Here is a 25,935-nt window from a genome sequence, read left to right as displayed (position 1 = left end):
CCGAGCATGCGTGAACACGAAAGAGAAGCAATGACGTTCGCAGACCGCGAGGTGGTCCCGGAACGGCGGATGCACGCGAAGGGGTCCGGCGCCTTCGGACGGTTCACGGTGACCCACGACATCAGTCGCTACACCAAGGCCGCGCTGTTCGACAGGATCGGCAACGAGTGCGAGACCTTCGTGCGTTTCTCCACGGTGGCCGGGAAACGCGGTGCCGCGGACGCCGAGCGCGGCATCCGCGGGTTCGCCGTGCGCTTCTACACGTCGCAGGGCAACTGGGACCTGGTGGGCAACAACACCCCGGTGTTCTTCCACCGCGATCCGTTGAAGTTCCCGGACCTCAGCCGTGCGGTGAAGCGCGATCCGCGGACGAACACGCGCGACCCGGAGAACAGCTGGGGGTTCTGGACGAACCTTCCGGAGTCGCTGCACCAGGTGACCATCATCATGAGCGACCGCGGGATCCCGAAGTCCTACCGGCACATGCACGGTTTCGGCTCGCACACGTTCAGCCTCGTCAACGCCACGGGCGAGCGGCACTGGGTGAAGTTCCACCACCGCACGCGGCAGGGGATCCAGAACCTCACCGACGCGGAGGCGGCGGAGATCATCGGCGCCGACCGGGAATCGCACCACCGTGACCTGTACGAGGCCATCGAGCGCGGCGAGTTTCCGAAGTGGACGTTGTACGTGCAGGTCATGCCGGAGGCCGACGCGCGGAACTACCGGTTCCACCCCTTCGACCTCACGAAGGTGTGGCGCAAGGCCGACTACCCGCTCATCGAGGTCGGGAAGCTGGAGCTGAACCGCAACCCGGAGAACTACTTCGCCGACGTCGAGCAGGCCGCGCTCACCCTCGCCAACCTCGTGCCGGGCATCGGCGTTCCGGGCGTGGAACCGGACAACGTCGGACGCTGGGCCGAGCAGCCATGGTACGGCGACCCCGGGCAGGTCGTGGGCTCCGTTGCCGACCACTTCGACTTCCGCGAGGACGACGACTACTTCCAGCAGCCGGGTGACCTCTTCCGCCTGATGGACGAGGAGCAGCGGCGACAGCTGTTCGAGAACACGGCACGGGCGATCAAGGGGGCCCGGCGGGAAACCGTCGAACGGCACATCGCCAACTGCGGCCAGGCGGACCCGGCCTACGGCGCCGGAGTGCGCAAGGCGTGCGAGGCGATCGGCGCGCTGTGAGGTGGATCCGCGGGCACGGCGGCGCTCACGCGGTGATCGGCTCGTGTTCGGCGCAGTCGGTGCGCAAAGCGGTGAGCGGCAAGGGTTTCCGCAGGAGGTCGCAGTGGTGCGGAGCCGCAGGGTCGGCGTGCACGCCCGGGCCGAAGAACCGGCAGGTGGTGCACATCCGTGTCACGCTCACCACCCCGTCTCTCTGCAGGTCGGCGATCACGCGCAGCAGCGTGTGCAGCGTGGTCGCGCGGTCCTCCACCGGCAGTTTCGCGACCGCTGCCACCACCTGCTGATCCCACACCGCGAGCTCACGGGCGACGTCGCCGCCGCGTTCGGTGAGGGTGAGCAGGCGGCGGCGGCCATCCGCTCCCGGCGACCGCGTGAGCAACTCCTTGCGTTCGAGCGCGCTGACGGCGTCGGACATCGTGGGCGTGGTGACGTCGAACTCCGCGGCCAGTGCGTTCACCTCGCGCTGGGCGGCGGGCATCCTGGCCAGCGCGAGCACCGCCTGCTGTTGCAGCGGCGAAAGACCCTGCGCGCGGGCGCTGCGCTGCGACAGCGCGCGCAGACCGTGCCCGAGCCGCTCGATCGCGTCGGTCAGCCGCCGGTCCAGATCAGACTCGGCTCGGTTCCCGGTCATGCACTCCGCCTTGAGGATAGGACTCCTTACCACATCCATGGTAATCGACACGCGAAGTGCTCGTGCACCCGAGAACGAGCGAACTCGGATGCACGAGCACCGGGGACCGCGCGACATCCGCGGTGGCGGGCGGAGGGAACCGGCGGGTGTCGCGGCGGTGGCCTACCTGGTGAGCGGAACCCGCTCGAAGTCGACCGGGACGCCAAGCGCCACGTTGATGTAGTTGGTGAACACGTTCAACGCGACGTGTGCCACGGTCTCGACGATCTCCTCCTGGCTGAGCCCGGCGTCGCGAGCGGCCTGGACGTCCGAGTCGGCGATCTGGCCGCGCTTGTCCACCAGCGCGGTGGCCAGGGTCAGCACGGCGCTCGTGCGCGGGTCGGCCGAGCGCCCGCTCTGCGCCTCGGCCATCTCCTCGGCGGTCGCACCCGCCTTCTTCCCGAGCAGCGTGTGCGCGGAAAGGCAGTAGTCGCAACGGTTGCGGTCGGCGACGGCGACGGCGACCTGCTCACCGAGCTTCGCGCCGAGCACGCCGTCGGCGAGCGCGCCGAACTGCGCCCACATGCTCGTGAGCGCGGCGGGCGAGTTGGCCACCGCCTTGAACATGTTCGGCACGAGACCGAACGCGTTCTTGATCTCGGCGAGAGTCTCGGCCCGTCCGTCGGTGATCTGGTCGGGGGCGATCAGGTCGATTCGGTTCATGGTTTCTCCTCGATCAGTGGACGGGCCGCGCCGTTCCACTTTTGTCATAGGACAGACGCTAACATGTCCTAGGACAAATATTCCAGATGGTTCGACGTGATGCGGTGCACCGGCATGGCCGCACCCCGTGCCACTGTGGGGGCGGACTTTCGAGGAGGGCCCGGATGATCGAAGGGGCGACGGCGAGCGAGATCGTCGACAGTGTGCGTGCGCAGATCGACGCCGGGCAGTTGCGTGCGGGCGAGGCGCTGCCGCCGGTGCGGGCACTGGCCGCACAGTTGGGGGTGAACCGCAACACCGTCTCGGCGGCCTACCTCGCGCTGGCCCGAGCCGGTGCCGTGGTCAGCCGAGGCCGCGCGGGGACCGTGGTGGCCGGGGAACCGGCGCCGCTCGGCCAGGAGGGGTTCGCCGCGGGCACCTCGTTGCGGGACGTCGGCAGCGGCAACCCCGATCCCGCACTGCTCCCGGATCTCGGCGCGGCACTGGCCGGGGTCCGCCGGGCCGCGCTGTACGGCGACGCGCTGATCGACCCGGACCTGGCCGCGTGGGCGACGTCGTGGCTGGAGGCGGCGCAGCCGCGCGGGTTCCGGCTGAGCCTCGCCGGTGGCGCGGTCGACGCGGTCGAGCGGCTGCTGACGCAGACACTCACCGCGGGTGACCTCGTGGGACTCGAGGAACCCTGCTTCCTGTCGAGCATCAACGCGGTGCGGCTGGCCGGGTACCGGCCGGTGGCGATCCCGGTCGACGACGAGGGCATGACGGTCGCCGGCCTGGAGGCCGCGGTGGCGGCGGGCATCCGCGCGGTCGTCTGCACCCCACGCGCCCACAACCCGACCGGGGCGAGCTTGTCGCCGCGGCGGGCAGAACAGCTGCGCGCCCTGCTCGTCGCGCACCCGTACCTGCTGGTGATCGAGGACGACCACTTCTCGATGCTCTCCGCGAACGCCTACCACACGGTGATCGCTCCGGAACACCGTCGATGGGCACTTGTCCGCTCGGTGTCGAAGTTCCTCGGCCCGGACCTGCGGCTCGCGTTCGTCGCCAGCGACCCGGTCACGGCGCAGCGGCTCGGCACGCGGCTGTCCCCGGGAAGCACCTGGGTCAGCCACATCCTCCAGCAGGCTGCGTTCGCCATGCTGTCGGAGCCGGACAGCCGCGCGCTCGTGGACCGGGCCGCCGCGCACTACGGTGAGCGCAACCGCGCCGCGGGAGAACTCCTTGCCGCCCAGGGCGTTTCCGCCAGGGTCGGCGACGGCCTGAACCTGTGGGCCGACACCGGGTGCGACGCGGGCTCGGTGTCCACCGCGCTCATGCGGCGGGGCTGGCTGGTCCGCTCCGGCGAGACGTTCCACGTCGACGCGGACTCCGACACCCCGTTCGTGCGGCTCACCCTGCACGACCTCGACGACGACGCGCTGGGTCAGTTCGTCGCCGACCTGGCGGACGCGATCGCCGAGGTCCAGGCGCGGACGCCGGCCGGCAGGTCCTCGTGACACGGTGACGACAGGAACTGTGCGAGCCGGCACGGGAACGCCGTGTGGCGCGGGACGTCGCTGGGCGAGCTCGCCGCGCTCGGCTCCGCCCTGGAGCTCTGGCAGGGCAAGGCGCGCGACCGTGGTAGCCGCACCGCGATGAGCCCACGCGGCAGACCTTCTCGCGGCGGAGTCCTTCCTTGCACACCCCTTCCGGTGGTGCGTTTGATGGTGCCATGGCGGTTCCACCGGCGGTTCATCGGACAGTGCTGGTCGTCGACGTGTCCGCGTTCGGAGATCCGCGGCGGACCAACCTGCACCAGCTCGCGATCCGCCGGGCCATGTACCAGCTGCTGGAGAGGGCGCTCGACGAGGCAGGTGTCCGGTGGCGGGACTGCCACCACGAGGACCGCGGCGACGGCGTGCTCGTGGTGATCGCGGCGACCGTCCCGAAGAGCGTTCTCGTCGAGAAACTGCTCGATCGGCTCGTCACCGCGCTGCGCGCCCACAACTCGACATGTCCCGAGGAGGAGCGGATCCGGTTGCGGCTGTCGCTGCACGCGGGCGAAGTGCACCACGACGACCACGGCGTCGCGGGCAGGGCGGTGAACCTCGCGTTCCGGCTGATCGACTCCGCGGCGTTCAAGCAGGCGCACGAGCTCTCGACCGGGTTGCTGGCGATCGTCGTGTCGGACTGGTTCTTCGACGAGGTGGTCTGGCACAGCGAGACCGCCGAACGTGACACCTACCGCCAGATCCACATCTCGGAGAAGGAGACCGACACGCCGGCATGGGTGCGACTCGTGGACGGCGCGCCGTTGCCGGGCAACGAACGACCGCGGCACGTGGTCTCGCCGGTGCCCCATCAACTCCCGCCCGCCACCCGCCAGTTCGTCGGCCGGGAGGCCGAGCTGACCCACCTCACCGAACTGGTCACCGAACGTGCGGGCCTTGTCATCGCGACGATCGACGGGATGGCCGGCGTCGGCAAGACGGCCCTGGCACTCACGTGGACACACCGCGTCCGGCACCTGTTCCCCGACGGCCAGCTGCACGTCGACCTTCGCGGCTTCGACGAGCGGGAACCGATGGATTCCGGCGAGGCCCTGCATGGTTTCCTGCAGGCGCTCGGCGTTTCGGCACACGCGATCCCGATCGAGCTTGATGCCAAGACCGCGCTCTACCGCAGCCTTCTCGCCGAGCGGCGCATGCTCGTCGTACTGGACAACGCACGCTCCAGCAACCACGTCCGCCCGCTACTGCCCGCGTCGCCGACCTGCGCCGTGGTGATCACCAGCCGCGACCGCATGGACAGCGTGGTGGTCAGGGATGGTGCACACCGCATCGCACTCGACGCACTGCCGGAGTCCGACGCACTCGCGTTGCTGGCCGAGCGGGTTGCCCCGGCCCGGCTGAGGTCCGAGCCGGAAGCCACCGCGGAGCTGATCGAGCTGTGTGTCCGGTTGCCGCTCGCACTGAGCGTTGCCGCCGCGCAGGCGGCGAGTCAGCCGGCGCTGTCGATCGGCACGCTCGTGCGCGGCCTGCGCGACGAACGTCACCGGCTAGACCGGCTGTCGCTGGGTGACGCCGATCTGAGCCCGCGAGCGGTGTTCTCATGGTCCTACGCGGTGCTGACGGCGGCGGCCGCACGGCTGTTCCGGCTGCTCGGGGCTCATCCGGGCACCGACGTGGGCGTCGCGGCCTGCCTCGCGCTGGTCGGCGACCAGGCTCCGGCAGCGCTGCGAGAGCTGACCCGCGCTCATCTGCTGACCGAGTACGTGCCCGGACGATTCCGCTTTCACGACCTGGTGCGGGCCTACGCCACCGAACTGTGCGCGGACGACCCGGAACGACGCGCCGCGGTGGACCGGCTTGTCGACCACTACCTGCGGACGACGACGCACGCGGACCGGATCATCCAGCCGCACCGGCACGAGAGGGCGGCACCGGACCAGCCGCCGGCCAACCCGGAGGTCACCGACTACGAGAGCGCGATCGCTTGGTTCAGCCGCGAGCACACCACCTTGCAGGCGATGGTCGGCGTCGCGGCAGAACACGGTTTCGTGGATCGTGCCTGGCGTCTCGCGTGGGCCGGCACGACTTACATTCGCCGCAGCGGCAGGTGGGGCGAGCGGGTGGACGTTCAGCGGACCGCCCTGGCCGCGGTCGTCAGTGGCGGAGACCGCCTCGGTCAAGCCGTGATGTCCCGGCACCTGGCGAGTTCCCTCGCCCGCCTCGGTCACCACGACGAAGCGGTCGACCTGCTCGACCGCGCCGCCGCGCTCTACCACGCCCTGGGAGATCACGACGGCATCGTCAAGAACCATCTCGTGTACGCCAGGGTCCTTGGCGGACGCGGCAACCACAGCGAGGCGCTGGCCCACGCCCGCGCCGCCTGGGAACTCAGCCGTGACGGCGACAGTCCCCTTGCCCGTGCGGACGCGTTGATCGCGATGGGACAGCAGATGTGCGCGCTGGAGCGACATGAACAGGCGCGGCCACTCTGTTCACAGGCGCTCGAGCTGTACGGGTCGATCGGTCAGGTGGAAGGCCAGGCCGACGCGCTGCTCACCTTGGGGGAGATCGCGGAGACAGCGGGCGAGTACGAGAACGCCATCACGTGCTATCGGGAGTCGGCGCGACTCGACCGGCAACTCGGCGACCGGTACTGGGAGGCCGTGGCACTGGAACACCTGGCCGACGCGTGTCGCGATCCGGCGACGACGATGTCGGCCCTGCGTGAGGCCCTGGACATCTACCGCGAGATCCACCACCCCGCGGCGGACCGGGTGCTGGCGCGTCTCACATCGTCCTAGGCGCCGGCACCGGCAAGCGCGACATGAGCGTGCTCACCGTGGTTTGCCACCGCAGGCGCGGCAGAAGCATCTTGCGCACGTCGTGCGCGTAGGCAAACGCACGCGGCAGGTCCTGCAGCTTGGCTTCGACGGCGGCCCGCCACGTGCTCACGTCCCGTTCATGATCGTCCACCACCGGGACGATCATGGCCTTGGCGAACTCGCCGAGGCAGTCGTCGAGCAGATCCGCCAGTCCACTTCGGTCACTCACGAGAACGGGTGTGCCCAGGCCGATGGCCTCCAGCGCGGCGAGACCGAAACCCTCCGCGCGCGACGGCATGACGTACAACGCAGCCTGCCCGAGGTCACGCGCGAGTTCCGTGGGATCCGCCGTGTACTCACGGACGTCGATCTGGTGACGCGCGACCCGCACCCGCCCCAGCAGCTCGGCCTTCAACGAGTCGCACGAGTCACCATGGGCGCCACGGATGCGCAGCTCCACCGGTGGCAGCTGGCGCGGCAGACGCAGGTCCGCGATCGCACCCGCCGCGATGTCCAGCCCCTTCGCTTCGATGTGGTTGGTGCGGCAGGCCATCAACACGATCGAGTTCGGCGGCGGTTTGCGGTGCAGCCACCGAGGATCATCGGGTACGTCCATACCGGGCACGAGCTGCACGACCCTGCTGTCCCCGAGCGCCGCCTCACCCCGGCGTTTCAGCAGCGGGCCGACGGCGGCCACGACGGCGGCTCCGGCCGCGGTCTTCTCGATCTCACGCTCTCGGTTCGTCGCGCGCCTCGCCGTGTCGGGATACGACTTGTAGGGCTCGTTCAGGGAAACCGTGTGCAGGATGTACACCAGCGATGCCGTCGGTACGTAGTGGTTCGTGTAGGTCCACGCCACCGAACCGCTCACGAGTTCGTGACCGATCACGATGTCCGGCCGCCAGGCGACGACCTCGGAAACACGTACTGAGAGGTCCGGACCAGCGGGAGTGACCGCGGCCTGGAACAGCTCCACGCCATGGTTCTCCGCGTCCGCTCGTTCGACGTCCGTGGCGGCCCGCACCAGGCAGGCGGTCCGGTAACCCCCTTCCGCGAACGCGATCGCCAGGCTTCGGTTGAAGCGCGAGATTCCGCCTCGTGTGGGGGTCCACTCGTCGCTGATCAGGAGGATCGCGGGCACCTCGTCGTACCTCGCGGCCAGTCGAGTTCGAAGTCGGTTGGAACCAGGCATGGCTACCCCCATACGGGCGGGTCCGGCGTTCAGATGCCGTACTTCTGCTGGTATTTCGTGAGGATCTCGCTTGTCCTGCCACGCATTCGCTGGTCGGCGCGGTCGCGCGCGATCTCGGCGATCTCGGCGGGTTGGTATCCGAGCCAGCGCATGGTGTTGAGCGCGATGCTGATCACGTCCGCCGCCTCACGCGCCGCGGCACGCTTGTCATGGTTGTGGATGTGCTCGCGCATCTCCTCGAACTGGATCTCCACGGCACGTGGGAAGTGCTCGAACGGCTTGTCCTGGATCTGGTCCCCCACTTCGTTCCAGGCTTCCCAGAAGTCCTGGAAGGGGCCCAGTTCTCCGGTCATCGTCTCTACCCTTCGTTCCCCCCTCCTGCCTGCCTCAGGTGGTGGTGAGCATCTGCAGTGCTTCAAGATCGTGCAGAACGATACGTTGGGGCCCCGTGCTGATCAGCCCGCGGTCCCGCAACTTGCGCAGTTCGGTGGCCACCGTGACACGGGAGGCACCGATCCGTCCGGCGAGGTCCTCCTGGGACAACGACGACTCGATGACCCACCCCTCGTCGGTGGATTCACCCACCTCGGTAGCGAGTTCCAGGAGCCAGCGAGCCAACTTGTTCCGCACGTTCAACCGCACGAGGAGAAGACGCTGATCCAACTGCCGCCGACGGCGAACAGCGGCCCGGTACATCATCGGCCACAGTCGCTGCTCCTCGACGAACAGCAGCAACACATCCGCGCGCACGAGGATCCCGGTGACGTCGTTGATGGTGGTGACGGTCGCCGAACGCGGCTCGTCCATCAGCACGCCCTCCTCGCCCATCACCTCCTCGGCACCCCGGATCGCGAGAATGGTCTCGGTGCCGTCATCGGCCTCGCGGGTGACCTTGAGGTTCCCGGACTGGATGATCAGCACAGCGTGCGAGGGTTGCCCCTCCCAGAAGATGGTGTGGTTGGGCGGGTACGTCACCGGGTCGCCAAGGCTCTCGAGCTCCAGGCGTTGCCTGGCGCTCAGGAGATCCTCGACTAGCAGCGATGTGTCTTCAACCACGAGCTTGAGTGTAAGATTTCATACAGCACTACAGCTACATCCGATTGGATGAATGTAGGCGAAGGTGATGCGGACTGATAGTCGTGTCGGCATCAGAGGTACACGTGTCACGCGTGCGGGCGGTCGCCGTTGAGGTAGCGCATCGGGGATGTGCCCACGGTTCTGCGGAACGCGGCCAGGAACGCGCTCGGAGTCGCGTATCCCACGGCGTGGGCGACCCGGGACACGGGCTGTCCCTCGGCCAGCATGGGTAGCGCGGCGCGCAGTCGCATGTGCCCGCGCCAGCGGTCGAAGCTCATGCCGGTGTCCTGCACGAACAGCCGGGTCAGGGTGCGTCTGCTCACGCCGACCGCCCGTGCGTGTGCTTCCAGGCTTCGCGGGTCGGCGGGATCGGCGAGCAGTGCGCCGGTCACGGCGAGCACGCGGGGGTCGGTGGGCACGGGCACGTCGATGGGTGTGATGGGCAAGGGCCGCAGGAGGTCCAGCACGACCGCCTCGGCGCGCAGCCGTGCGTCGTCGGCGAGGCCGGGCCGGTTGAGGTAGCCGATCAGGTGCGCGAGCAGCCCGTCGACGGCGACGGGTGTCGGCTCGGTCCAGTCGATGTGGCACCGGGCCGGTTCGAGGTAGAGGCCGCACAGCACGGCGTCGCGGGTGGCGCCCGTCCGGTGCACCACCCCGGCGGGCAACCACAGCGCGCGGGTGGGCGGAAGGATCCAGTAGGAGTCGTCGACGGCGACGCTGAGCACACCGCTGCGTGTCCAGGCCACCTGGTGGTGCGAGTGTCGGTGCGCCGGGATCCATTCCCCCGACGACAACGGGAAGTTGCCGACGACGATCGCGCCCACGGCCGGTGGCGGGTCGTCGAAGATGGCTTCGGTCATGCGGCCAGGGTATGTCCTCAGCGCGACATCGTCTGGCCTCGTCGCGAATTGCGGCCATCGCGATGCGGCTCATAGCGTCGTGGCATGTCGGTCACCCACGCGCGGCGACGGTCCGCTCTGGTCGTGCTGTGCTTCGTCCAGTTCATGCTCGTGCTGGACGACACCGTGGTGAGCGTCGCCCTGCCGAGCATCCGTGACGACCTCGGGTTCGCCACCACGGGCCTCGCGTGGGCGGTCAACGCGTACTTCCTCGCGTTCGGTGGGCTGCTGTTGCTGTTCGGCCGCGCCGCGGACCTGTGGGGCCGCCGCCGCGCTTTCCTCCTGGGTGTGACGTTGTTCGGGGCGGCGAGCCTGCTCTGCGGACTCGCCCAGGAACCCTGGCAGCTCGTGACGGGCCGGTTCCTCCAGGGTGCGGGCGCGGCCCTGGCGGGCCCAGCCGCGTTGTCGCTGATCACGCTCCTGTTCCCCGGCGACGACGAACGTGCGCGGGCGCTCGGTGTCTGGGGCGGCATCGCCGGTCTCGGCGGCACCGCGGGCCTGGTGATCTCCGGTGCGCTCACCGGTTTGACCTCCTGGCGCTGGATCTTCCTGATCAACCTGCCCGTGGCGGCAGTGGCGCTCGTGGCGCTGCCCCGGCTGGTCGCGGAGAACAGGACCACCAGCCGGGCGCGGCTCGACGTGGCAGGCGCGGTGGTGGGCACCGGCGCCGTGCTCGCGCTCGTCCACGGCCTGCTCGACGCCGGGGAGTCCGGCTGGGGCAGCACGTCCGTCATCGCCTCCCTGGTCCTCGCCGTCGCGCTGGGCGGCGCGTTCCTCGTGATCGAGGCGCGTGCGGCGGAACCGTTGGTGCCCCTGGCGTTCCTGGCGTTCCGGCCGCGTGCCGTCGCCAACACCGCCACCCTGCTGTTCTCCGCCGCCTTCTACGCGATGGCCTTCCTGCTGATGATCCACCTGCAGACCGTGGTGGGCTACCGCCCGCTCGAGGCCGGTGTCGCCTACCTGCCGTACGGCGCCGGAATCCTCGCGGGCATGTGGCTCTCCGCCCGCGCGGTGACCAGGTTCGGCGCCCGGCCGCTCCTCGTCGTGGCGTTCCTGATCAGCGCGGCCGGGCTGCTGCTGCTGTCCGGTGTGGCACCTGGTGACGGCTACGCCCTGGGTGTGCTGCCGGGCATGCTCGTCACGAGCGTGGGCTGCGGCCTGAGCCTGCCCGCGCTGACCGGCGCCGCAGTCGCGGGCACGACCGAGGAGAACGCCGGCCTCGGCGCGGCGATCTTCAGCTCCGTCCAGCAGATAGGCGGCGCCGTCGGGCTGGCCGTCCTGGTCACACTGGCCACCCGCCACACCGTCTCGCGGCAGGCCGCGACGGAGGGCTTCTCGTTCGGGATGACCGGCGCCGCCGTCCTCCTCGTCGCCGGCGCGGCCCTCGTCGCCGTCTTCCTCCCCCACCGCCGCGTCCGGACGCCGGCCCGTTGGCGGCACGGGCCCCCGACGGTCACGGCCGAACGCGATCGCGGGCGTCGGCGACACCGCCGCAGCAGGCCGTCCACGTCACGACCCGGCGACTGATCCCGCGGCGGCGCGCAGTTCCGCGAGTCCGTCGGAACGGGTGCGCGGTGGGCGGTAGCCGAGTTCCGCGCGGGCCTTCGCGATGTTGATCGTGCACTCCTGACTGGACAGCCAGAGGCTCATGTAGTCCAGCGGCGGCGCGCCGTTGCGGCGCAGGCCGCGCCAGATCGCCTCACCGGCACCGGCGGCCATCCTGGCGAGGAACGCGGGCAGCGTCCGGGTGGGCGCTGTCACCGCCTGGGTGGCCAGCAGGTCGGTGACGAAGTCCCGGAACACCACCGGGTCCCCGTCGGTGACGAAGTAGGCCTCGCCCGGGACGCCCCGCCGAGCGGCGAGCACGAGCCCCTCGACGGCGTTGTCGACGTGCGTGGTGTCGGTCAGGTGACGCCCGCCGCCGACCCACGCGAACCGCCCGGAGCTCACCATGGCGACGAGTTCGGGCAGCACGGTGGTGTCTCCGGCGCCCCACACGAACCGCGGCCGGAGCACGACCGTCTGCAGGGTCTCGTCGTTGGCGGCGAGCACGACTCGCTCGGCGGCCGCCTTGGACGCCGCGTACCAGGCACGGGAGTCCGGGCGCACCGGCACCGTCTCGTCAACGTCGACCAGTGGCCGTCCGGCCATCAACGCCGCCTCGGTGCCCACGTGCACCAGGCGGCGCACCCCGGCGTCCCGCGCCGCACGCACGACGTTCGCGGTCCCGTCGACGTTGTCCGCCCAGAACCGCGCGCGGTCGCCGTCGCGGGTCGTGCGCGCGGCGGCGTGGAAGGCGAGTTCGGCGCCCGCCGCCGCGGTACGCAGACCGGTGACGTCACCGAGGTCTCCGCGCACCGCCGTCGCGCCCAGCTCGCTGACCCGGGCGGCCGCGGAGTCGCTGCGCGCCAGCGCACGCACGGTGTGCCCGTCCGCGACGAGCCGCGTGATCAGCCGGCCGCCCACGAACCCGGATCCTCCGGTCACGAAGACCGTGGTCATGTCCATCCTCCTGGTGAGAGCCCCGATGTGGGCGGCATGGACGGACGAGAAGGTAACTTGACCGTCCGTCATAGTTAAAACTATGTCGACCGGTACAGTCAAACTCGGCGGAAGGAGACGTGGTGCCACGACCCAGGTCGGACTCGCGGGCCAGGATCATCGCGAGCGCCCGCACACTGATGCGCCGACAGGGCTATCACGCCACCGGGCTGACGCAGGTGATCGAGCACAGCGGCGCCCCGAGGGGCTCGGTGTACTTCCTTTTCCCCGGCGGCAAGGAACAGCTGGCCGTCGAGAGCGTCCGCGCGTCCACCGCCGAGTGGAGCGAGTTGATCCGCCAGGCCAGAGCGGCGAGCCCGACCCCACGGGACTGGGTGGAGCGGATGGCGGGCCATTTCGCCGAGGCGTTGCGCGCGTCGGACTTCACCGAGGGCTGCCCGGTCACCACGGTCACGCTCGACACCGTGCCCTCCTCCGAGCCGCTGACCCACGCCAGCCGCTCCGCGTACCGGAGTTGGCTCGACGCGCTCGCCGAGGGCCTCACCGAGTACGGCGTCGCCGGCGACCGCGCCGACAACCTGGCGATGCTGATGTTGGCCACCCTCGAAGGCGCGCTGGTGCTCTGCCGCGCCTTCGAGTCCACCGAGCCGATGGCACGCGTCGTCGACCAGGTGCTGGCACTGATCGACCTGCCAGGCACGTGATGCGTTCGTGTGCACCGGTCCGATCGACGGATCCCCTACGTCCAGTCGGCCGACGACGTCCCCGGCATTCGGCCTGATCGCCGAGAAAAGTGTTGCGCGCCGGCCGATGTCCCGATGTCCGTACGGCCGCCCTGCCGGCCACCCCCTGCACTCCAGTCCAGCGAGGGAGACATCATGCATCTCGGACGAGCGCTCGGTTTCGCCTGCGTCTTCGTCACGGCGACGAGCATCCTGGCCACACCAGCGGCGGCCGACGCGAACACGTCACCGCAGGCCGCGATCAGCCGTGATCTCGGCCTGACCGCGCAGCAGGCGCAGCAGCGGTTCGCCAGTCAGACCGAGGCCGCCGCCGTCGAGTCGACACTGACCGACACACTGGGCGAAGCCTTCGGCGGCGCCTACTTCGACGACACCACGAACACGCTCGTCGTCGGTGTCACCGAACGGGCCGCCGCGGCCACCGTTCGCGCCGAGGGCGCGCACCCGACCCTCGTGCGCTACTCCATGCGTGAGCTGGACGCGATCAAGTCCGCCCTCGACCGTCGGGCCCCAGCGGCCGGGGTCACCGGCTGGTACGTGGACGTGCGGAGCAACCGCGTCGTCGTCGAGGTGAACCGGGCACGCGCGGACGCCGCGACCGACGCGTACCTCGCCGAGGTGCGGCGGACCAGCCCGGCGGTCCAGGTCAGCGACGTCACCGAATCGCCGCGGGCCCTGTCGCACGTGCGCGGCGGCGACCAGTGGACCACGCTGGCGTGGCGTTGCTCGGTCGGCTTCAGCGCGACCGGCGCGGGCGGCACCAAGCACTTCGTCACCGCCGGACACTGCACACAGGGCGCCGGACCGGCGTTCGGCCACGACGACGAGCAGATGGGCATGCTGGGCGGCAGCACGTTCAGCTACTTCGGTGACTACGGCAAGGTCGACGTGACGTCGGCCGGGTGGACGCTCACCAACCTCGTCAACCGCTACGGCGGCACCGACGTGGTGGTGCGCGGGTCGACCGAGGCCCCGGTCGGTGCCTCCGTCTGCCGGTCCGGGTCCACCACCGGCTGGCACTGCGGCAGGATCGAGGCCAGGAACCAGACCGTCGTCTACATCGACGGCGCCATCGTGAGCGGGCTGACACAGACGACGGCCTGCGCGGAGCCCGGCGACTCCGGCGGTTCCTTCGTCGCGGGAGACCAGGCGCAGGGCATGACGTCCGGCGGTTCCGGTGACTGCACGGACGGCGGCGAGACGTTCTACCAGCCGGTGAACGAGGCACTCGACGCCTACGGCCTCACGCTGGTCACCAGCACCACGGTGCCGCGAAAGCCGCATTCGTGACGTTGAGCGCCCCGAAAGCGTCTTTCAGGGCATCGGGCCTGGTGCCGTTGGTCCAACGAGGATTCGGCGTTTCAGTGGCCCACACGCATGTAAACGGTCACTAACGTCTGGGCGGAGGTGATCACCGGGGCCGGAACCCTGCCCGCGCCCCACGTCGTACCGACACGTGATCCCTGGTTTTCCGACAAGGAGCGACCATGTGTGAATCGTGCAGCGCGGCCGATGTGGACCGGCCGGACGCGAGGGTCTCCCGCCGCGCGCTCATCGCCGGGCTCGGGCTCGGCGCCGCGGCGGTCGGGATGACTGTCCTGACGACGCCGGCCTCGGCGGCAACGCTGAAGAACGGCGCCTGGTGCAACCCGGCGCTGGGATACTTCCCCTCCGGCGGCTACTACGGTGCGCCACGGCCGGCCGGTCCGCACGCGGGTCAGGACATCACGAACTCGACCGGCACCGCGGTCTACGCGGCGGGCGCCGGGACCGTCATCCGCCGTCAGTGGGGCGGCGGACTGGGTGGCCGTACCGGCAATGCCATCGTCATCTCCCACGGCGGCGGCGTGTACACCTACTACGGTCACCTCAACGTGTACCGGGTCGCGTTGAACCAGCGCGTCTCGTCAGGTCAGCGGATCGCCGACATGGGTGCGACCGGCAACGTCACCGGACCGCACCTGCATTTCGAGGTCCACTCCGGTGGGCTCGGCCCGACGGTCAACCCCGTCACGTTCATGACAGCCCGCGGTGTCGACCTGGGCGGTGGCTGGCCAAGGATCGACCCGGGCGCGAGTGGCGCGACCGTGAAGGTCATCCAGCACCTGCTGAACCAGCGCGGCTACGGCCTGGTCGTCGACGGCGTCTACGGGTCGGTCTCGGTGAACGCGGTCAAGCGGTTCCAGTCGGGCGCGGGCCTGGTCGCCGACGGCCAGGTCGGCCCGGCGACCTGGCCGCACCTGGACCTCGTGCTGCGTGAGGGCCACGTCGGCCACCACGTCCGCGGTCTGCAGACCGCGCTCAACAAGCGCAGCGCAGGACTGCTGGTCGACGGCCAGTTCGGCTCCGTGACCACCTCGGCGGTGCGCTCGTTCCAGAGTGTCAACCGGCTCGTGGTCGACGGCGTGGCGGGCTCGATCACCTGGCGGGCCCTGGTCGGCTGACGCACGGAGGCCAGACGCGATACGGCGGCAGCGTAATGATCCGGAGATCTGCCGCCGTATCGTGTGGTGGGATGGGGCGATGAGCCCGAAGGCATCCCGGTCCCACCACGAACCCGACCACGAACCCGACGGCGAGCCCGAAGCACTCGGCCTGCCGCCGGGGCACGTGCCGATGCGCCGGCCGGTGGCACCGAGACCGGCGCCGCACAAGCCGTTTCCCTTGTGGGTCAAGGCCGTCGGGTTCGTGGTGCTGCTGGCCGCGACCGTGGGCGTCGTCGTGTACCTCGCCCAGCCGGACGATCCGCGCGACTCCGCCCAGGGCACGGCGAACCTCGCCGCCGCGGCGCTCAGCGACGGCGACAGGTCCGCGTTCGCGTCCTACACCTGCTACCCCGACGATGTGACGCTGCCCGACGGCTGGACGCGCCTGGGCACGACAACCGTCCTGGCGGTCTCCGACGAGCACGACGACGTGGCCACCGCGACGTTGGTGATCGGCAACCCCGCGGACACTGACCTGGTTCTGCTGATGCGCAACGAGGACGACGCGGGGTGGTGTGTGGTCACGCCGTCGCTCTGCCCCCGCGCCGACACCGCGCCCGCCACGCCGTCCCCGCTCGACCTGTGCGCCGATCGTCCGGGCCGTCCCTGACCTGAAGCTCCCGCACGGCGTCGAGTTGATCGAGACACCAGCGAGCCGACCACCCGCCCGCCGGTCGCGTCGACCACCGGGCGCCGTACGAGCTGGACAGGCCCAACGCCGCACTCGCGGCGGGGACGACGACAAACGAGCGGCATCCAGATCCAAGTCGTCCAGTGACACTGACCGTGGCCGATGCGGTTCTTGTTCCGGCCAGCTCCAGAATGTGTCGCTGGGTGCTGTGCCGCGAAAGCCGCGCCCGAGACGTTGAGTCCCGCAAGCGTCTTTCAGGGCGCTGAGGTCGGTGCGGTGCCGACGATGTCGTCGACGGCGACCAGGCCGAGGTGACGGGAGTCCTGGGAGCGCCGGTTGTCCCCGGCGACGACCACGTGCCCGGCCGGCACACGCGCGACGCCCGGCATGGTCCCCGCGAGCCAGTCGGGCACCGGGTCGCCGCCGACCGCGGCGACCCGTTTGACCCGGTATGGCGGATCGCCAGCGTCGGATCCCGTGTCGGGCACGGCGAAGACGACGACGTCTCCCCGTCGTGGGGGGCGGCGCAGCTTGCGCACGAGCAACCGCTGCCGGTCGTGCAGCGTGGGCGACATGCTGTGCCCGCGCACGGTCACCCAGGTCAGCCACCTGCCGAGCAGCGTCACGTCGCCTCCCCGTCTCCCGTGGCCACCCGCGCGTCCTGGTATCCGCCCGCCTGCAGGCGGAACAACCGCGCGTACTCACCGTCCGCGTCCATCAGTTCGTCGTGGCTGCCCTGCTCGACGATCCGCCCGCCCGCGAGCGTGACGACGAGGTCGGCGGCGCGCAGGGCCGCCATGCGGTGCGACACGAGCAACCGGGTGCGCCCCGCCGCGTGCCGCGTCAGCGTGGCGTGCACACGGTGCTCGCCCTCGGCGTCGAGGCCCGCGGTCGGCTCGTCGAGGACGAGCAGTTCGGCCTCGGCGCGCATCAGACAGCGGGCGAGCGCCACGCGCTGCCACTGTCCACCGGAGAGCACGACCCCGGGATGGTCCTCGTCGCCGTAGGTGCGGGAGAGCATCGTGTCGTAGCCGTCCGGCAGGGCCTCGATCTTGTCGGCGATCTCCGCGGACCGGGCAGCGGCGACGATCCGCGGCCGGTCGCCGATCCGGTCCACCCAGCCGAGGCCCACGTTCTCCGCGGCGGAGAGGTCGTAGGTCATGAAGTCCTGGAACGCGACGCTGATGCGGGCGCGCAGCGCCGCCAGGTCCAGTTCCCGGATGTCGGTTCCGTTCCACGTGATCGTGCCCCGGTCCGGGTCGTGGAACCGGCAGAGCAGCTTCACGAGCGTGCTCTTCCCCGCCCCGTTCACCCCGACGATGCCGACGGCCGCCCCGGCCGGAATGGTCAGGTCCACACCGCGCAGCACCCACGGTCCGTCGTCGCGGTAGCGGAACCACACGTCGCGCAGCTCGATCGTCGCCAGCCGGGCCGGGAGTGCCGTGCCCGTGGTGAGGTCGTCGCCGGTCTGAAGGACGTCGAGGTAGTGGCCGAAGAGCCGCAGCGCGCGGCTGGCCTCGCCGAGCTGGAGCACTACGCCCGACAGCCCGGTCTGCACCCCAGCGACCGCGCCGAGGAACAGCACGAGGTCGCCGACCGACGAGCCACCGTGGACCACGTTCACCGCGACCACGACCGTGCCGACGCCGGTGACCCCGGCGCCGAGCAGCGCCAGCAGGCTCTGCACCACCGTGCTGCGGCGGGCCACGACGAGCCGTGCCCGTGAGGTCGACCGGAGCGAGTCCACCATCCGCGTGTGCAGCAGCGGGCCGAGGCCGAACAGGCGGATCTCCTTGCCTGCGCGGACGTCGGTGAGCAGCGCGCGGTAGAACAGCCGTCGCCGGTCGGTCGCCACCCACGTCTCCTCGGTGGCCGTTTCCCGGCGGGCGGTCGCCAGTCGCGCGAACACCGCGGTGACGACCGAGGCGGCGAGCAGCAGGACCATCGGCGGCCACACGACCAGCAACGCACCGGTGAAGCTCGTCAGCAGCACGGCAGACCGGATCAGCTCCTGCGCGAACTGCGAGATCGTGGCCGGGGCGTCCTGCGCGGCCCGCTCGGCGAGCCGCAGCCGGTCGTGGAACGCGGGATCCTCGAGGTGGCGCATGCCCGGCAGCGTCGAGACGCGGTGGAACAGGGCGCTCTCCACCGTGAGCGTGACCCGCTGTTGCAGCACCTCGCCGAGGTGCCCGCCGACGTACAGCAGCGCGATCGCGAGGCCGCCGACCGCCGCCCCGGCGACCGCCAGCAGCACCACACGACCCGTGCTCGCGGTGCCCGCGGTGAGTTCGTCGACCAGCAGCATGGTCAGCCACGCGCCACCGGCCGGGGCGACCCCGGCGACAACGGTGAGCAGCAGCGTCACCGTGGCGACGACCGGCGCGGCCCGGAAGGGCAGTGCGAGCGCGGCAGCGGCCGCGCGGTGGGTGGGCTGCGCGGTGGGAGTCATGCCACGGGCAACGGCGTGCCGGTGAAGTGGCTCGGCCGCGAACCGGACGCGGTGACCACACCGGAGTCCAGGTGCAGGAGCGTCGGGAAGGACGTGATGGCGAACGCGAGGACCGACGTGTGCTCCGGATCGATGAGCGCGACGCGGCCCAGCGGGGAGAGCTTCGCGATCAGGCGCTTCGTGTTGTCCGCGGCCGGATCACCGTCGATCAGCGCGATGAACCGCGTCGCGGGCGGCTCTTTGGCGAGCCAGTCGGACATCGTCGTGCACGGCGCGCACCCGGCGGCGAAGAACCCGACCTGCACCGGCCCGGCGAGATCGGCCTCGGAGATCGGGTCGCCGTCGAGGTCGGTGACCGAGAACGGCGCCACGACCTGGCCGAACCGCGGCAGGTCCGGGTCCTTGGCCGGCATGCCGGCCACCTGCTGCTGCAGCTCGCGGATCCTGGTGACGAGACCGAAGGTCAGGAGCACATGCAGCGCGGTGACCACGGCGAGCAGGACAACTGCGGTCGTGAGCACGGTCAACGGTTCCTCCCGGTGGGCGCGGGTCGGCGCAGGAGGAACGCGATGTCCTCCCAGCGGACGGTGACAAGGCCTAGCGACACACCCGCCGTCAGCGCGACGAGCGCTCCCGGCGTGGTGGCGGCGGTGCCGTCGAGCGCGCCGAGGCACGCGGCCGCGACGAGCAGCGTGTTGCGCACGATGTGACCGCGGCCGAGCAGCCCGCCTCCGCCGCCGAAGCAGCTGCAGCGAACCCGCTGTCCGCTGTGGACGACCCGGGCGATGCCCAGGGCGAACGGGACGAGCATCAGTACGGACAGCGCGTAGCCCGCGAGCCGGGTCACGGGTGCGAGAAGCAGCAGGGCGGCCGCGCCCTCGGCGGCGACGACGAGCGCTCCGACGGGCCGCGCCGGTAGCCGCGCAGGCGCCAGCACGGCCACCGAGTCGACGAACTCGGCGAACGCGCGCGCCGACCGCAGCTTCCCGGCGACCGCTCCCACGAACACGACGACCAGCAGCGCACGTGCGACAAGATCGAGCACAGGACCTCCCCGGATCGGTGCGGCCCGCGCCGGCGGGGGCCGTGCTCACGCCCCCGCCGGCACACAACTCAGCAGGTTAGGCTGTACGTGCAGACGCCGTAGCAGTTGTGCCGGTAGTTGCGTCGCGTGCAGCAGTCGCCGGCCTCCGGCACGCACGCACCGGCCTCCACCTTCGGCACGACCAGCGCTGCCAGCCGTTCACCGGCACGGCGCAGAACTCGCTTCACGAGGATCTCCCTTCCGTCGAGCGACGAACAGAACGCGTCCACGCTCACCGCATCCACCCGCGGAGGAAAGAAAAACGATCAAGCTCGATCAAGGTCGGCGGCCACCGCGCACGGCTGGGTCGAGGTTGCCCGGTCAGGCGGCCTCGTGCACCCGTTCCTGGGGGCTCAGGGGCGGACGCGAACGACGGTCTTGCCCTTGCGCCGCTCGGTCGGGTTGAGCGCGGGGATGGCGTCGTCGAGGGTCGCGACGGTACCGATGTGCGAGCGAAGGCGTCCGTCCCGCACCCGGTCGACGATCTGCACCAGCTGACTGGGAACGGACTCGACGACGAAGTCGATCGCGAGGCCGTCGACGGGTCGGGTCTCGGCGGGCCCGACGATCGACACGAGCGTTCCGCCAGGACGGATGATGCTCGCGGAGCGCCGTTGGATGTCACCGCCGATGACATCGAAGACCAGGTCGACCCCGCCGATGTCGCCGAGATCATCGTGGTCGAGGTCGAGGAACTCGTTCGCGCCGAAGTCGAGCGCCGCCTGGCGGTCCGCCGCCCGCCCGGTGCCGATGACGTGGGCGCCGAACTCCCGGGCGAGCTGCGTCACCACGGACCCGACCGCGCCAGCGGCACCGTGCGCGAGGACGCTCCGCCCCGCCTGAAGACGACCGTGCTGGAACAGGCCCTGCCACGCGGTCAGGCCGGAGATCGGCAGGCTCGCGCCCACTGTGAAGTCGACGTTCCCCGGCAGCGGCGCAAGGTTGCGTGCCTCCACGGCCGTGTACTCGGCCAGGGTTCCGTCGCGGTGCCAGTCGGTGATCCCGAACACCCGCTGTCCCAGCGAGAGCCCCGTCGTGCCGTAGCCGAGCGAGGAGACCACACCGGCGAACTCGTGGCCGATGATCGCACCGGTTCGATCGTGACCGGAGCGGTCGACCCACGTCGAGGGCCACTCCCACTCCGCTGGGACGAAGCCCGACGCGTGGACCTCGACGATGACGTCGTTGATCGCCGGCGTCGGCTCGGGCCGCTCCGCGAGCATGATCCCGGCCGCTTCCGCGGCCTGGTCCGTCGCGACGACTGCCTTCATTGCTGCCTCCGTTGTCTCTTCTCCAGCGAATGGACGCGTCGGTGGGCCCCGAACCTAGCTTCGACCAAACTGGACTGTCAAGTCCACTTATGCGACCGTCGACCCGTGCGCAGCGGCGAGGCGTCGCCATCGCGCCATGGGGTGATCGAGTTCGCCTGGTAGCGACTCCGCCACGCGCCGCGGCGCCGGGTCGCACCGTTCCCGTTGGCGAGACCTGCCACTGGAATGGACTTTTTGGTTCAGTTATGCTTCGCTTCGACTCAGGAGGTGTCGATGAGTGTCATCAGCAGAGGGTTTCACGGGCGCCGCGACAGCGCCGCCGCCGATCTGCCTCCCGGCCAGTACCTGACCAGGAACTTCCCCGTGCTGCAGGCCGGGCCGACCCCGAGCGTTCCCCTCGACGCGTGGCGGTTCACCATCCGCGCGGAGACCGGGACGGAGACGACGTGGACGTGGCCGGAGCTGATGGCCCTGCCTGCCGAGCGGCCGACGGTGGACATCCACTGCGTGACCAAGTGGTCGAAGTTCGACACCACGTGGGAGGGCGTCTCGCTCGACACGCTGTTCGAGGACGTGGCGACGGCCGCCGACTACGCCCTGGTCCGTTCCTACGGCGGCTACACGACGAACATGCCGCTGGAGGATCTGCTCGACGGCAAGGCCTGGATCGCCTACCGCTACGAGGGTGAGGAGCTGCCCGGAGTACACGGCGGCCCCGCGCGGCTGCTGGTGCCGCACCTCTACTTCTGGAAGTCGGCGAAGTGGGTGACCGGGATCGATCTCCTCCACGACGACGAGCCCGGGTTCTGGGAACAGCTCGGCTACCACAACTACGGCGATCCGTGGCGCGAACAGCGCTACACGGGAGACTGAGCGATGGCTGAACCGGCGACGATCACCCGGTTGCGCCTCGGCTGGCGGGTCGCGACGGCGGTGGAGATCCGCGAGGTGACCCCCACCGCGCGGACGATCGTGTTCGACGTCCCCGGCTGGCCCGGCCACATCGCGGGACAACACGTGGACGTGCGGCTCACCGCCCCCGACGGGTACAGCGCGCAACGCAGCTACTCCATCGCCGCCCCGGCCGACGGAGACCTCGTCGAGCTGACCGTGCAGCGGCTGCCGGACGGCGAGGTGTCCCCCTACCTCGTCGACGAGCTGATGGTCGGCGACCAGGTCGAACTGCGCGGACCGATCGGCGGCTGGTTCACCTGGCGCGGCACGGAGACCATGCCGGTACTCCTGGTCGCCGGCGGGTCGGGCATCGTTCCGATCATGGCCATGGTCCGGCAGCGGGCACACGTCACCGACCCGCCGCCGTTCACCCTTCTCTACTCCGTCCGCACCCCGGCCGACATCTACCACGACGCCGAACTGCGGTCCTACCCCGGTGTCGACGTCACGATCCTGTTCAGCCGCAAGGCGTTCGGCACCAGTCGCCCGGCGGGCCGGATCGGCCCGGCGGACCTCGCCGCCGCCCGTCCGTCCGGAATGGACGCGCGCACCTACATCTGCGGCCCGACCAGCTTCGTCGAGACGGTTTCCGTGCTCCTCCTGGCTCAAGGGCACAACCCCGGCACCATCCGCACTGAACGCTTCGGACCAAGCGGAGGACGATGATGAGCACGATCTCGGACGGCGACCACATCGATGGCAACGGCGCGGCGGGCCCGTTCAGCGAAGCCCTCGGCATCGACGCCACGACGGCCGTGCTGACCTGTGCGCGGTGCGCGAGCCCCAGCAGGTTCGCCGAAACCCACGTCTACGGCGGTGCCGGGCTGGTGTCCCGCTGCCCGGAGTGCACGTCGGTCCTCGCGCGACTCGTGCGCACGCCGACCGATGCGTGGCTGGACCTGTGTGGCGCACAGTCGGTGCGTGTGCCCCTCACCGCCGGGACGCCGAGATGAGAGACGACATCGACAACGACTCCGGGCTGCTCGAACCCGCCGAGAGCCTCGACGACCGCGGCGTCACCGACGTGCTCGACGAGGTTACTCACCGCCGGAGCGACCGATCGCTGTCTTCGACTGGGGCGTCACGGCCCGGGAGGCGGCGGGCCACGAGCCCTTGGCAGGGCGGCTCGCCCGAGAGGTGCCTGACATCGCGGCGGTCGACGAGGGCGACGGGATCGGCGACAGCAGCGACACCGACGGCGAACCGTACGACGACGAGGTTGGCGTCGACCGCGCCGGACGTCTTGTCGAAGGCGTCGACGAAGACACCCCGTACGCCTACCTCTACGCGCGCGACATCGGCGTGGACGGATCCGCCGCGTCCGCCGAGGAGGCCGCGGTGCACATCGTCATTGACGACGCGGTTCGAGAGCCAGGAGCACGGCGGGCACGTTCCGCGGCCTGGTCTACCTGCTGCCGGCGGGCGAGGACGGCCGACGGCTGGTCGTCCACGCCGGTTTCCTGACCTGGAAGTCACTGCCGGCGGCGGGAATCACCCGAGTACAGGACAGCGGCGACCTGTCACCGGATGTCGAACCGGACCGGCTCGCCACCGGCATGATGGCCGCGTTGCACGGGGGGCGGACAACTCGAGACAGCGCTGGACATGGCCCTCGGCTACGTTCAAGCGCGTCACGAGGCGAGAAAGGACCTGACGTGGTCGAGCGCCATGTCGAGCGCGACCTCCATGGGTGTGATGTCGTGCGCGGTCTCGGCGAGCAGGTACCCGCCCTGCAGGGCGGCCATGAGGCCGGTCGCGAGCCGCTCGGGATCAGCGTTCCGCCGGAGAACCCCGCCGTCCTGCATCCGGCGCAGGCCGGCGGCGAGCAGACCCTCCCACTCCGCGAACGACTCGGCGAGCGTGGAGCGGGCAGGCTCGTCCTGGTCGGCCAGCTCGCTGGCCATCGACCCCAGCCCGCACCCGTACGCGCCGTTCTGGAGCGCGTTGCGCTGCACCAGGGCGTTGCGCCACCGGACCAGCCCCTGGAAGGACTTCAACCGTTGCAGGTAGCCGCGCTCGCGCTCGAGAACCTGCGCGGCCCGCGCCGCGACGACGGCACGAACCAGCTGCTCCTTGTCCGCGAAGTGGTTGTAGAGCTGCGACTTGCTGGTGTTGCTCGCGGCGCGGACGTCGTCCAGCGTGGTCGCGTTCACCCCCTTGACGTACATCAGTTCGAGGGCGGCCGCCACAATGCGCGCGCGAGTGGCGGCGCCACGGGGCGTCAGCCTTCGCACCGCCTGGGCGTCCTCCGGCCTGCTCACGGACCCAGGCTACCCTGTCTGATCACCTTCCCACCTCCTGCTGGACCATGCGGTCCATCGGAACGGCCGGTGACGGGCCGCCCCGTGCCAGGAGGTCACCGGATGTGGTGCATCCAGCCGTCCGGGTCCGGCACGCGTCCCTTGTGGACGTCCAGCAGGGCTTCGCGGACGCGCATGGTCACCTCGCCGGGTCCGCCGGTGCCGATGGTCCACTCCGCGCCGCCGTCGTGGACCTGGCCGACCGGCGTGACCACGGCAGCCGTGCCGCAGGCGAACGCCTCGGTGACCACGCCCGCGGCGGCCTCGTCGCGCCACTGCTCCACGGTGAAGCGCTCCTCGCGGACGCGGTAGCCGAGGCGGGCGGCCAGTGTGCACAGCGTGTCGCGGGTGACCCCGGGCAGCAGGGTGCCGGTCAGGGGTGAGGTCACCAGTTCGACGTCGTCGCCGATTCGGCGTACCAGGAAAAGGTTCATGCCGCCGAGTTCCTCGACGTAGCGGTGCTCCACGGAATCGAGCCACACGACCTGCTGGCAGCCGGCCTCCTGGGCCCTGCGCTGGGCGTGGAAGGCACCGGCGTAGTTCGCGGCGCACTTGACGTCGCCCGTGCCGCCGGGGAACGCACGCGGCTGGTCCCGGCTGACCCACACGCGCACCGGTTCGAGGACGTGGCCGAAGAAGCCACCCGCCACGAACGCCATCATCATGAACGTGTACTCGCGCGAGGGCCGCAGCATCAGGTTGGCCTCGCTCGCGAACAGCAGCGGACGCAGGTAGAGGCTGATGTCGGGATCGTCGTCGATCAGGTGCCCGTCAGCGGCGACGATCTCCTCGACCGCGGCGAGGAACATCTCCTCGGGCACCTCGGGCATCGCCAGGCGGGCGGCGGAACGCTGGAAGCGGCGGGCGTTCTCGCGGGGGCGGAACACCGCCATCGACCCGTCGGCCTGGCGGTGGGCCTTGAGCCCCTCGAAGACGACCTGGCCGTAGTGGAGCCCGATCATGCCGGGGTGCATCGCGAAGTCGGCCAGCGGGCCCGTGCGGGCGGGCGACCAGCCCCGGTCCCCGGTCCACGTGGCGGTGACCAGGTGGTCGGTGAACACCGCGCCGTGCTCGGCGGGGGCGGTGCGCTGCAGTTCGACGGTCATGGCTGTGCTCCTTGTCAGACGAGGGGGGCGAAGAAGTAGGTGTCGCGGCGGGTGATCGCGCCGTCGGCGGCGAACTCGAAGAAGTCGGCGAAGCGCAGGTCGACGGGCGAGCCGTCGTGGGCCTCGCCGTGGAACTCGCCGTGCACGCCGACGCGGGCGCCCTCGGTGAGCACGGCGGTGAGGGTGTGCCTGCCGGAGCGGATGGGCCGCAGGTCGACGTAGAAGTGCGCGATGGCGTCCGTGCCGTGGAAGGGCGCGTGCCCGGGGCGGTGGTAGACGGCGCCGGGGGCGAACAGGGCGACCGAGCCGAGCAGGTCGCCGTCGTCGATCAGGTCGAAGTAGTGCCGGACGGTGTCGGCGTGGGACCGGGTCACGAGACTGGTCACGGTGGCTCTCCTGTGGTGG

The 25,935-nt window shown here is 70.6% G+C and carries 28 protein-coding genes; 12 read left to right on the top strand and 16 right to left on the bottom strand.

Annotated elements, in window-relative coordinates; translation table 11 throughout:
- Window positions 1-6: 6 nt before the first annotated feature.
- On the top strand, window positions 7-1,194 hold the full coding sequence (locus ACIBVP_RS00895; RefSeq protein ID WP_396103862.1) for a catalase: 1,188 nt from the start codon (window positions 7-9) through the stop codon (window positions 1,192-1,194).
- A gap of 25 nt (window positions 1,195-1,219) precedes the next feature.
- On the opposite strand, the gene ACIBVP_RS00890 is transcribed toward ACIBVP_RS00895, so the two are convergent.
- Both ACIBVP_RS00890 and ACIBVP_RS00885 read right to left on the bottom strand, forming a co-directional pair.
- Window positions 1,220-1,825 carry a MarR family winged helix-turn-helix transcriptional regulator gene (locus ACIBVP_RS00890; RefSeq protein ID WP_396103860.1) on the bottom strand — a complete coding sequence of 202 codons (606 nt, stop codon included), beginning with the start codon at window positions 1,823-1,825 and terminating at the stop codon, window positions 1,220-1,222.
- A 162-nt stretch (window positions 1,826-1,987) separates the two neighbouring features.
- Window positions 1,988-2,527, bottom strand: coding sequence for a carboxymuconolactone decarboxylase family protein (locus tag ACIBVP_RS00885; RefSeq protein WP_396103859.1), 540 nt, complete (start codon window positions 2,525-2,527; stop codon window positions 1,988-1,990).
- A gap of 164 nt (window positions 2,528-2,691) precedes the next feature.
- Between ACIBVP_RS00885 and ACIBVP_RS00880 the strand changes: the two genes are divergently transcribed.
- Window positions 2,692-4,020, top strand: a complete 1,329-nt coding sequence (locus ACIBVP_RS00880; protein WP_396103858.1) for an aminotransferase class I/II-fold pyridoxal phosphate-dependent enzyme — start codon at window positions 2,692-2,694, stop codon at window positions 4,018-4,020.
- A 215-nt stretch (window positions 4,021-4,235) separates the two neighbouring features.
- Window positions 4,236-6,815 (top strand): tetratricopeptide repeat protein, encoded by a 2,580-nt coding sequence (locus ACIBVP_RS00875; RefSeq protein WP_396103857.1) that lies wholly within the window; start codon window positions 4,236-4,238, stop codon window positions 6,813-6,815.
- Here ACIBVP_RS00875 and ACIBVP_RS00870 read toward each other — a convergent pair.
- The 4 genes from ACIBVP_RS00870 to ACIBVP_RS00855 form a co-directional block, all read right to left on the bottom strand.
- Window positions 6,802-7,977, bottom strand: a complete 1,176-nt coding sequence (locus ACIBVP_RS00870; RefSeq protein ID WP_396103856.1) for a glycosyltransferase family 4 protein — start codon at window positions 7,975-7,977, stop codon at window positions 6,802-6,804. The two genes, ACIBVP_RS00875 and ACIBVP_RS00870, sit on opposite strands and share 14 nt — an antisense overlap.
- A gap of 80 nt (window positions 7,978-8,057) precedes the next feature.
- Complete coding sequence (locus tag ACIBVP_RS00865; RefSeq protein ID WP_396103855.1) at window positions 8,058-8,381, bottom strand: hypothetical protein; 324 nt, start codon at window positions 8,379-8,381, stop codon at window positions 8,058-8,060.
- A 34-nt stretch (window positions 8,382-8,415) separates the two neighbouring features.
- Window positions 8,416-9,003 (bottom strand): Crp/Fnr family transcriptional regulator, encoded by a 588-nt coding sequence (locus tag ACIBVP_RS00860; RefSeq protein WP_396104899.1) that lies wholly within the window; start codon window positions 9,001-9,003, stop codon window positions 8,416-8,418.
- Between the two features lie 188 nt (window positions 9,004-9,191).
- A complete protein-coding gene (locus ACIBVP_RS00855) occupies window positions 9,192-9,965 on the bottom strand; it encodes an AraC family transcriptional regulator (RefSeq protein ID WP_396103853.1) in 774 nt (257 codons plus the stop codon).
- Between the two features lie 84 nt (window positions 9,966-10,049).
- Here ACIBVP_RS00855 and ACIBVP_RS00850 point away from each other — a divergent pair, with 84 nt between their 5' ends.
- Window positions 10,050-11,531 carry an MFS transporter gene (locus ACIBVP_RS00850; RefSeq protein ID WP_396103852.1) on the top strand — a complete coding sequence of 494 codons (1,482 nt, stop codon included), beginning with the start codon at window positions 10,050-10,052 and terminating at the stop codon, window positions 11,529-11,531.
- Here ACIBVP_RS00850 and ACIBVP_RS00845 read toward each other — a convergent pair.
- A complete protein-coding gene (locus ACIBVP_RS00845) occupies window positions 11,514-12,506 on the bottom strand; it encodes an NAD-dependent epimerase/dehydratase family protein (protein WP_396103851.1) in 993 nt (330 codons plus the stop codon). The two genes, ACIBVP_RS00850 and ACIBVP_RS00845, sit on opposite strands and share 18 nt — an antisense overlap.
- A gap of 122 nt (window positions 12,507-12,628) precedes the next feature.
- Here ACIBVP_RS00845 and ACIBVP_RS00840 point away from each other — a divergent pair, with 122 nt between their 5' ends.
- The 4 genes from ACIBVP_RS00840 to ACIBVP_RS00825 all read left to right on the top strand — a co-directional run bounded on the left by ACIBVP_RS00840 (window position 12,629) and on the right by ACIBVP_RS00825 (window position 16,345).
- Window positions 12,629-13,210 carry a TetR/AcrR family transcriptional regulator gene (locus ACIBVP_RS00840; RefSeq protein ID WP_396103850.1) on the top strand — a complete coding sequence of 194 codons (582 nt, stop codon included), beginning with the start codon at window positions 12,629-12,631 and terminating at the stop codon, window positions 13,208-13,210.
- 174 nt (window positions 13,211-13,384) lie between these two features.
- Window positions 13,385-14,539, top strand: a complete 1,155-nt coding sequence (locus ACIBVP_RS00835) for a S1 family peptidase (protein WP_396103849.1) — start codon at window positions 13,385-13,387, stop codon at window positions 14,537-14,539.
- Window positions 14,540-14,736: 197 nt separating this feature from the next.
- The gene (locus tag ACIBVP_RS00830; RefSeq protein WP_396103848.1) at window positions 14,737-15,693 is read left to right on the top strand and encodes a peptidoglycan-binding protein; all 957 of its coding nucleotides are present in this window, start codon (window positions 14,737-14,739) and stop codon (window positions 15,691-15,693) included.
- A gap of 79 nt (window positions 15,694-15,772) precedes the next feature.
- Window positions 15,773-16,345: a hypothetical protein gene (locus ACIBVP_RS00825; protein WP_396103847.1), complete on the top strand. Its 573-nt coding sequence runs from the start codon at window positions 15,773-15,775 to the stop codon at window positions 16,343-16,345.
- A 275-nt stretch (window positions 16,346-16,620) separates the two neighbouring features.
- On the opposite strand, the gene lepB is transcribed toward ACIBVP_RS00825, so the two are convergent.
- The 6 genes from lepB to ACIBVP_RS00795 all read right to left on the bottom strand — a co-directional run bounded on the left by lepB (window position 16,621) and on the right by ACIBVP_RS00795 (window position 21,170).
- On the bottom strand, window positions 16,621-16,992 hold the full coding sequence (lepB, locus tag ACIBVP_RS00820) for a signal peptidase I (protein ID WP_396103846.1): 372 nt from the start codon (window positions 16,990-16,992) through the stop codon (window positions 16,621-16,623).
- The gene (locus ACIBVP_RS00815) at window positions 16,989-18,815 is read right to left on the bottom strand and encodes an ABC transporter ATP-binding protein (protein ID WP_396103845.1); all 1,827 of its coding nucleotides are present in this window, start codon (window positions 18,813-18,815) and stop codon (window positions 16,989-16,991) included. The genes lepB and ACIBVP_RS00815 overlap by 4 nt, the downstream gene beginning before the upstream one ends.
- Window positions 18,812-19,342: a TlpA family protein disulfide reductase gene (locus ACIBVP_RS00810; protein WP_396103844.1), complete on the bottom strand. Its 531-nt coding sequence runs from the start codon at window positions 19,340-19,342 to the stop codon at window positions 18,812-18,814. Before ACIBVP_RS00810 ends, ACIBVP_RS00815 begins: the two co-directional genes overlap by 4 nt.
- Window positions 19,339-19,860, bottom strand: a complete 522-nt coding sequence (locus tag ACIBVP_RS00805) for a MauE/DoxX family redox-associated membrane protein (protein WP_396103843.1) — start codon at window positions 19,858-19,860, stop codon at window positions 19,339-19,341. The genes ACIBVP_RS00810 and ACIBVP_RS00805 overlap by 4 nt, the downstream gene beginning before the upstream one ends.
- Window positions 19,861-19,928: 68 nt before the next feature.
- A complete protein-coding gene (locus ACIBVP_RS00800) occupies window positions 19,929-20,087 on the bottom strand; it encodes a hypothetical protein (protein WP_396103841.1) in 159 nt (52 codons plus the stop codon).
- Between the two features lie 165 nt (window positions 20,088-20,252).
- Window positions 20,253-21,170 carry an NADP-dependent oxidoreductase gene (locus ACIBVP_RS00795; protein WP_396103840.1) on the bottom strand — a complete coding sequence of 306 codons (918 nt, stop codon included), beginning with the start codon at window positions 21,168-21,170 and terminating at the stop codon, window positions 20,253-20,255.
- Between the two features lie 273 nt (window positions 21,171-21,443).
- On the opposite strand from ACIBVP_RS00795, the gene ACIBVP_RS00790 reads away from it, so the two are divergent.
- From ACIBVP_RS00790 to ACIBVP_RS00775, 4 genes are all read left to right on the top strand, one after another.
- A complete protein-coding gene (locus ACIBVP_RS00790) occupies window positions 21,444-22,043 on the top strand; it encodes a sulfite oxidase-like oxidoreductase (protein ID WP_396103839.1) in 600 nt (199 codons plus the stop codon).
- A gap of 3 nt (window positions 22,044-22,046) precedes the next feature.
- Window positions 22,047-22,790 (top strand): ferredoxin reductase, encoded by a 744-nt coding sequence (locus ACIBVP_RS00785; protein ID WP_396103838.1) that lies wholly within the window; start codon window positions 22,047-22,049, stop codon window positions 22,788-22,790.
- Window positions 22,787-23,077 (top strand): DUF6510 family protein, encoded by a 291-nt coding sequence (locus tag ACIBVP_RS00780; protein ID WP_396103837.1) that lies wholly within the window; start codon window positions 22,787-22,789, stop codon window positions 23,075-23,077. The genes ACIBVP_RS00785 and ACIBVP_RS00780 overlap by 4 nt, the downstream gene beginning before the upstream one ends.
- 184 nt (window positions 23,078-23,261) lie before the next feature.
- A complete protein-coding gene (locus ACIBVP_RS00775) occupies window positions 23,262-23,588 on the top strand; it encodes a DUF5709 domain-containing protein (protein WP_396103836.1) in 327 nt (108 codons plus the stop codon).
- A gap of 167 nt (window positions 23,589-23,755) precedes the next feature.
- Here ACIBVP_RS00775 and ACIBVP_RS00770 read toward each other — a convergent pair whose 3' ends face one another.
- The 3 genes from ACIBVP_RS00770 to ACIBVP_RS00760 form a co-directional block, all read right to left on the bottom strand.
- The gene (locus tag ACIBVP_RS00770) at window positions 23,756-24,385 is read right to left on the bottom strand and encodes a TetR/AcrR family transcriptional regulator (RefSeq protein WP_396103835.1); all 630 of its coding nucleotides are present in this window, start codon (window positions 24,383-24,385) and stop codon (window positions 23,756-23,758) included.
- Window positions 24,386-24,480: 95 nt separating this feature from the next.
- Complete coding sequence (locus ACIBVP_RS00765) at window positions 24,481-25,530, bottom strand: branched-chain amino acid aminotransferase (RefSeq protein WP_396103834.1); 1,050 nt, start codon at window positions 25,528-25,530, stop codon at window positions 24,481-24,483.
- A 14-nt stretch (window positions 25,531-25,544) separates the two neighbouring features.
- The gene (locus ACIBVP_RS00760) at window positions 25,545-25,916 is read right to left on the bottom strand and encodes a nuclear transport factor 2 family protein (RefSeq protein WP_396103833.1); all 372 of its coding nucleotides are present in this window, start codon (window positions 25,914-25,916) and stop codon (window positions 25,545-25,547) included.
- Window positions 25,917-25,935 lie beyond the last annotated feature (19 nt).

It is taken from the genome of Actinophytocola sp. NPDC049390, assembly GCF_044466355.1.
In the GTDB taxonomy this organism is placed as follows: Bacteria; Actinomycetota; Actinomycetes; order Mycobacteriales; family Pseudonocardiaceae; genus Actinophytocola.
The sequence above is the reverse complement of the archived record's forward strand: the minus strand, read 5'-3'. Positions and strand labels throughout refer to the sequence as shown.

What these genes read in the sequence shown, in the direction of transcription:
- ACIBVP_RS00875 (WP_396103857.1), top strand. Translation starts at nt 4,236, where the DNA reads ATGGCGGTTCCACCGGCGGTTCATCGGACAGTGCTGGTCGTCGACGTG.
- ACIBVP_RS00830 (WP_396103848.1), top strand. Translation starts at nt 14,737, where the DNA reads ATGTGTGAATCGTGCAGCGCGGCCGATGTGGACCGGCCGGACGCGAGG.
- ACIBVP_RS00765 (WP_396103834.1), bottom strand. Translation starts at nt 25,530, where the DNA reads ATGACCGTCGAACTGCAGCGCACCGCCCCCGCCGAGCACGGCGCGGTG.
- ACIBVP_RS00815 (WP_396103845.1), bottom strand. Translation starts at nt 18,815, where the DNA reads ATGACTCCCACCGCGCAGCCCACCCACCGCGCGGCCGCTGCCGCGCTC.
- ACIBVP_RS00855 (WP_396103853.1), bottom strand. Translation starts at nt 9,965, where the DNA reads ATGACCGAAGCCATCTTCGACGACCCGCCACCGGCCGTGGGCGCGATC.
- ACIBVP_RS00885 (WP_396103859.1), bottom strand. Translation starts at nt 2,527, where the DNA reads ATGAACCGAATCGACCTGATCGCCCCCGACCAGATCACCGACGGACGG.
- ACIBVP_RS00835 (WP_396103849.1), top strand. Translation starts at nt 13,385, where the DNA reads ATGCATCTCGGACGAGCGCTCGGTTTCGCCTGCGTCTTCGTCACGGCG.
- ACIBVP_RS00880 (WP_396103858.1), top strand. Translation starts at nt 2,692, where the DNA reads ATGATCGAAGGGGCGACGGCGAGCGAGATCGTCGACAGTGTGCGTGCG.
- ACIBVP_RS00850 (WP_396103852.1), top strand. Translation starts at nt 10,050, where the DNA reads ATGTCGGTCACCCACGCGCGGCGACGGTCCGCTCTGGTCGTGCTGTGC.
- ACIBVP_RS00785 (WP_396103838.1), top strand. Translation starts at nt 22,047, where the DNA reads ATGGCTGAACCGGCGACGATCACCCGGTTGCGCCTCGGCTGGCGGGTC.
- ACIBVP_RS00865 (WP_396103855.1), bottom strand. Translation starts at nt 8,381, where the DNA reads ATGACCGGAGAACTGGGCCCCTTCCAGGACTTCTGGGAAGCCTGGAAC.
- ACIBVP_RS00825 (WP_396103847.1), top strand. Translation starts at nt 15,773, where the DNA reads ATGAGCCCGAAGGCATCCCGGTCCCACCACGAACCCGACCACGAACCC.
- ACIBVP_RS00795 (WP_396103840.1), bottom strand. Translation starts at nt 21,170, where the DNA reads ATGAAGGCAGTCGTCGCGACGGACCAGGCCGCGGAAGCGGCCGGGATC.
- ACIBVP_RS00780 (WP_396103837.1), top strand. Translation starts at nt 22,787, where the DNA reads ATGATGAGCACGATCTCGGACGGCGACCACATCGATGGCAACGGCGCG.
- ACIBVP_RS00895 (WP_396103862.1), top strand. Translation starts at nt 7, where the DNA reads ATGCGTGAACACGAAAGAGAAGCAATGACGTTCGCAGACCGCGAGGTG.
- ACIBVP_RS00790 (WP_396103839.1), top strand. Translation starts at nt 21,444, where the DNA reads ATGAGTGTCATCAGCAGAGGGTTTCACGGGCGCCGCGACAGCGCCGCC.
- ACIBVP_RS00890 (WP_396103860.1), bottom strand. Translation starts at nt 1,825, where the DNA reads ATGACCGGGAACCGAGCCGAGTCTGATCTGGACCGGCGGCTGACCGAC.
- ACIBVP_RS00845 (WP_396103851.1), bottom strand. Translation starts at nt 12,506, where the DNA reads ATGACCACGGTCTTCGTGACCGGAGGATCCGGGTTCGTGGGCGGCCGG.